This is a genomic window from Mesorhizobium sp. M7A.F.Ca.CA.001.08.2.1, from assembly GCF_003998455.1.
Lineage (GTDB): Bacteria > Pseudomonadota > Alphaproteobacteria > Rhizobiales > Rhizobiaceae > Mesorhizobium > Mesorhizobium ciceri.
This window is the reverse complement of sequence record NZ_RZPW01000582.1, coordinates 1-4,117: the sequence shown is the minus strand read 5'-3', so window position 1 is coordinate 4,117 and position 4,117 is coordinate 1. Positions and strand designations below refer to the sequence as shown.

General features: G+C 62.0%; 4 protein-coding genes and 1 pseudogene. All 5 read right to left on the bottom strand.

Translation table 11 applies throughout. The features are described from left to right. A partial coding sequence (locus EN914_RS26765; RefSeq protein WP_127389358.1) for a CorA family divalent cation transporter occupies nucleotides 1–769 on the bottom strand: 769 nt, incomplete at its 3' end. Between the two features lie 239 nt (nucleotides 770–1,008). Continuing rightward, nucleotides 1,009–2,112 (bottom strand): redox-regulated ATPase YchF, encoded by a 1,104-nt coding sequence (gene ychF, locus EN914_RS26760; RefSeq protein WP_024505635.1) that lies wholly within the window; start codon nucleotides 2,110–2,112, stop codon nucleotides 1,009–1,011. Nucleotides 2,113–2,201: 89 nt separating this feature from the next. Continuing rightward, on the bottom strand, nucleotides 2,202–2,927 hold the full coding sequence (pth, locus tag EN914_RS26755; RefSeq protein ID WP_024505634.1) for an aminoacyl-tRNA hydrolase: 726 nt from the start codon (nucleotides 2,925–2,927) through the stop codon (nucleotides 2,202–2,204). A 23-nt stretch (nucleotides 2,928–2,950) separates the two neighbouring features. Next, a complete protein-coding gene (locus tag EN914_RS26750) occupies nucleotides 2,951–3,592 on the bottom strand; it encodes a 50S ribosomal protein L25/general stress protein Ctc (RefSeq protein WP_013529995.1) in 642 nt (213 codons plus the stop codon). A gap of 249 nt (nucleotides 3,593–3,841) precedes the next feature. Continuing rightward, a pseudogene (locus EN914_RS26745) lies at nucleotides 3,842–4,117 on the bottom strand (class I SAM-dependent methyltransferase); the annotation flags it as partial.

Here is a 4,117-nt window from a genome sequence, read left to right as displayed (position 1 = left end):
AGATCATGCCGAGCGTCGCGTCGAGCAGGAAGGAGATCTTCTGCGACAGGAAAGTGGCGTGGTCGGCGAGTGACAGCACGTCGCGAGACAGCGTCTTGATGCGCGCCTTGGTGTCCTTACTCATCTTGGTGCGGGTCGAGGCATGGGCGAAAAAGCCCGCCAGGCGCTGCAGCGAGATCAGGCTGTCGCGGATCGAAGACGCGATGTCCTCCTTGCGGCCGATGGCTTTCAACAATTCCTGGAAGTCGCGATTGCGCTTGGAAACCTTGGTCGATCGCGCCTCGAAGATATCGCGCGAGATCGCCTCGATGTCACGGCCGGCACGCTCCAGAATGTCGGCGAGACGGTCGACGATCGCCTCCAGCAAGCCGATCAGGATGGTGTCGCCGCTGGTGCAGCCGGTCGCCACCTTCTCGGCGCGCTGCGGAAAGGTCTTGAAGGCCTTCGGCTCGTGGTAGCGCACAGTGATCAACCTTGTGCCGGCGAGCACGAAGGTGACCGGCGACATCAAGGGATCGTCGACCTCGGTCTGCGCGGGCAGGGTTGCGGTCATGAAGTAGGCGCCGTCCTCGACATAGAGGCGGCTCGAAATCTCGATCTCCTCCATCTCCTCGCGCGTCGGAATGGCCACGCCGAGCCAGCTCTCGATCGTCGCTTCCTCTTCCTTTGTCGGGTTGAAGAGGTCCGCCCAGACGATGGTCTCGCTGTTTGCCAGGAGATCGTCGACGACGCGCAGGCGATCATTGTCCACGACGAAGGCCTTGATCATCGCCTGATTCCCTTGCTGGGGCCAAAGGGTGCGTTCGGATTGACGCGTCGTGTTGGATTGCACGGTTCCCGGCGCCAGCGCCGACCGTGCGTCTGCCGCTTAGACCTGTGACGTGACAAAATCAAGACAAGTGGCTGTCCCGGGCGGCCCGCCGGATGGCCGCCGGCCGAGTCGGAAAATCACGCCTGAAAGTTTCGTCGGTTACCCCGTCGGATGTCTGGATGCTCGATAGACCAGCCTCAGGTGTTGAATTTGAACAGCAGGATGTCGCCGTCCTGGACGACATATTCCTTGCCTTCGTCGCGGGCCTTGCCGGCTTCCTTGGCCGCCACTTCGCCGCCCAGTGTGACGAAGTCATTGTAGGCGATGGTCTGGGCGCGGATGAAGCCGCGCTCGAAATCGGTGTGGATGACGCCGGCGGCCTGGGGGGCCTTGTCGCCCTTATGGATGGTCCAGGCGCGCGTCTCCTTCGGCCCGACGGTGAAGTAGGTGATGAGGTGCAACAGATCGTAGCCGGCGCGGATGACCTTGTTGAGGCCGGGCTCGTCGAGGCCGAGCGAGGACAGGAATTCCATCTCTTCCTCATCGGAGAGCTGTGCGACCTCGGCTTCGATGGCGGCCGAGATCACCACGGTGCCGGCGCCCTGGGCGGTCGCCATCTTTTCCACGGCCCTGGTGTGCTCGTTGCCGGTGGCTGCGTCGGCCTCGGCGACGTTGCAGACATAGAGCACGGGATGCGAGGTCAGAAGGTTCAGGCCCTGCAGGATGCGCAAATCTTCGGCCGAAATATCCTTGAGCAGGATGCGGGTCGGCTTGCCGGCCTGCAGCAGTTCTAGCGCTGCCTCCATCATCGGCAGCACTGACGTCGCTTCCTTGTCCTTGCTGCCGGCGCGCTTGCGGAATTGCACGATGCGGCGCTCGAGGCTGTCGAGGTCGGCGAGCATCAGCTCGGTTTCGACCGTCTCGGCATCGGCCACCGGGTCGATGCGGCCCTCGACATGGGTAATGTCGTCATCCTCGAAGCAGCGCAGCACATGCACGATGGCGTCGACCTCGCGGATGTTGGCGAGGAACTGGTTGCCCAGCCCTTCGCCCTTCGAGGCGCCGCGCACCAGACCGGCAATGTCGACGAAGGAGATGCGGGTCGGGATGATCTCCTTTGACTTGCCAATCGCCGCGATCTTCTGCAGGCGCGGATCGGGCACCGCGACCTCGCCGGTATTCGGTTCGATGGTGCAGAACGGATAGTTGGCGGCCTGCGCCGCAGCCGTTCTGGTCAACGCGTTGAAAAGCGTCGACTTGCCGACGTTGGGCAAGCCAACGATGCCGCATTTGAAACCCATTTTGTCCGGTCCTATCGGGAAATAGAAATTTGATCAGGGCTATGGGCGATAGGGGTGATCAACGTCAAGCCCTTCGGTCCCCTTGATGCTCAGTCCTTGCCGCCGAACAGCTTCTTCAGCATGGCGGCCATCGGACCGCTTTCCGGCAGCTTGGCCAGGGGCTGTTGGGGCCGTGCCTGGCGGACGTGACTTTGCTGCTTCTGCGCCGGCTGCTTAGGTGCCGATTTTTCGGGCTCCGGCCCGGCCTTGCCCTGGACGGCGAGACTGGCTTTGTTCATGAAGCCGGATTCGTCGCCTTTGGCGATCATGGCGGCGTTGTCGGCGATCGCGTCGAGCAGCGGGTCAAGCCATTCGCGGTCCGCCTTGTCGAAATCGCCGAGCACATGGTGCTGGACCATTTCCTTGACGCCTGGATGGCCGACGCCGATGCGTACGCGGCGATAGGCGTTGCCGACATGGCCATCGATCGAACGGATGCCGTTATGGCCGCCGGCGCCGCCGCCGGTCTTTATGCGCAGCTTGCCTTCGGCAAGATCGATCTCGTCATAGAAGACGGTGAGCGCGGAAAGCTCGAGCTTGTAGAAGCGCAGCGCTTCGCCGACCGACTGGCCGGACAGGTTCATGAAGATCTGCGGCTTGATCAGGACGACTTTTTCGCCGCCGAGCGAGCCCTCGGCGATCAGGCCCTGAAATTTCTTCGACCAGGGCGAAAAGGAATGGCGGCGGGCGATTGCGTCCGCCGCCATGAAACCGACATTGTGCCGATTGCCGGCGTATTTCGCGCCCGGATTGCCGAGACCTGCAAACAGCAGCATCGCCTGCTCCGGGCGTGAAAGAGTTACTTCTCTTCGGCGGCAGGAGCCGCTTCAGGTGCAGCCGCTTCAGCCGTCTCTTCCGTCTCCGGCTTCATCGCCGACGAACCGGCAATGGTCGCGATGGTGAAGTCGCGGTCGGAGATCACAGGCTTGACCCCAGCGGGCAGCTTGACCGCCGAGATGTGGATCGAATCGCCAATGTTGGCGCCGGTGAGATCGACGGTGATGAATTCCGGGATCGCATTGGCCGGGCAGTGGAACTCGACTTCGTGACGCACGATGTTGAGCACGCCGCCGCGCTTGATGCCGGGCGACTTGTCCTCGTTGATGAAGTGGACAGGCACGTCGACATTGACTTCGGTGTCCTTGCCGATGCGCAGGAAGTCGACATGGACAGGGAAATCCTTGACCGGGTCGAGCTGGAAGTCCTTCGGCAGGACCTGGATCTTCTTGCCGTCGACATCGATCGTGGCGATCGTGGTCAGGAACCCGCCGCCATGGATCTTGTAGTAGATGTCCTTGTAGGTGAGCGCGATAGCCAGGGGAGGCTGCTTGTCACCATAAATTACTGCAGGCACTTTACCGTTGCGGCGAACTGCACGGGCGGACCCCTTACCGACCTGTTCGCGTGCTTCGGCCTTGAGCTCGTAAGTGTCGTGGCTCATGGCATTTCCTTTCGGTTTGTTCTGGAGCGCTCACGGTGGGCAGAGTGCCTGGACCGTAAACGTCGAAAGCCGACATACCCATGCATGATCTGGTCCGAAAACCGGAATCCACTTTTCGGGATCATGCGGGAAGGCGGCCTTCCGCCGCGTTGCCTCCAAGGGTGTCTACGCGGGTGGCGGCTCTATAGCGGAAGGCGGCCGGAGGTGCAAGCCAAAGGCACGACCGGCCTGGTGCAGCCCAGACGGCCGCTATCCGCGCTTTTCGATGACGGCATAGAGCACGTTGCGGTTCTCGCCGAAGAATACCTGCGCCTCGACGGTGTTGCGGTCGACGCTGGCATTGACGATGTTCCACATATCGACCTCCGATCGCAGCAGCAACACCCAGTCCATGAACGTCTCCCGATACCCCGCGTCGGGGGTGCCCTCGGCGTAGTTGGCGAACAGGAATGTTCCGTTCGGCTTCAACATCTGCAGGCAGGTCTTCGTGAGTTTCACCGCGACGTTGTGGGCGAGGTAGTCGTA

Coding starts and splice junctions, on each gene's coding strand:
- ychF (WP_024505635.1), bottom strand. CDS start 2,112: ATGGGTTTCAAATGCGGCATCGTTGGCTTGCCCAACGTCGGCAAGTCG.
- EN914_RS26750 (WP_013529995.1), bottom strand. CDS start 3,592: ATGAGCCACGACACTTACGAGCTCAAGGCCGAAGCACGCGAACAGGTC.
- pth (WP_024505634.1), bottom strand. CDS start 2,927: ATGCTGCTGTTTGCAGGTCTCGGCAATCCGGGCGCGAAATACGCCGGC.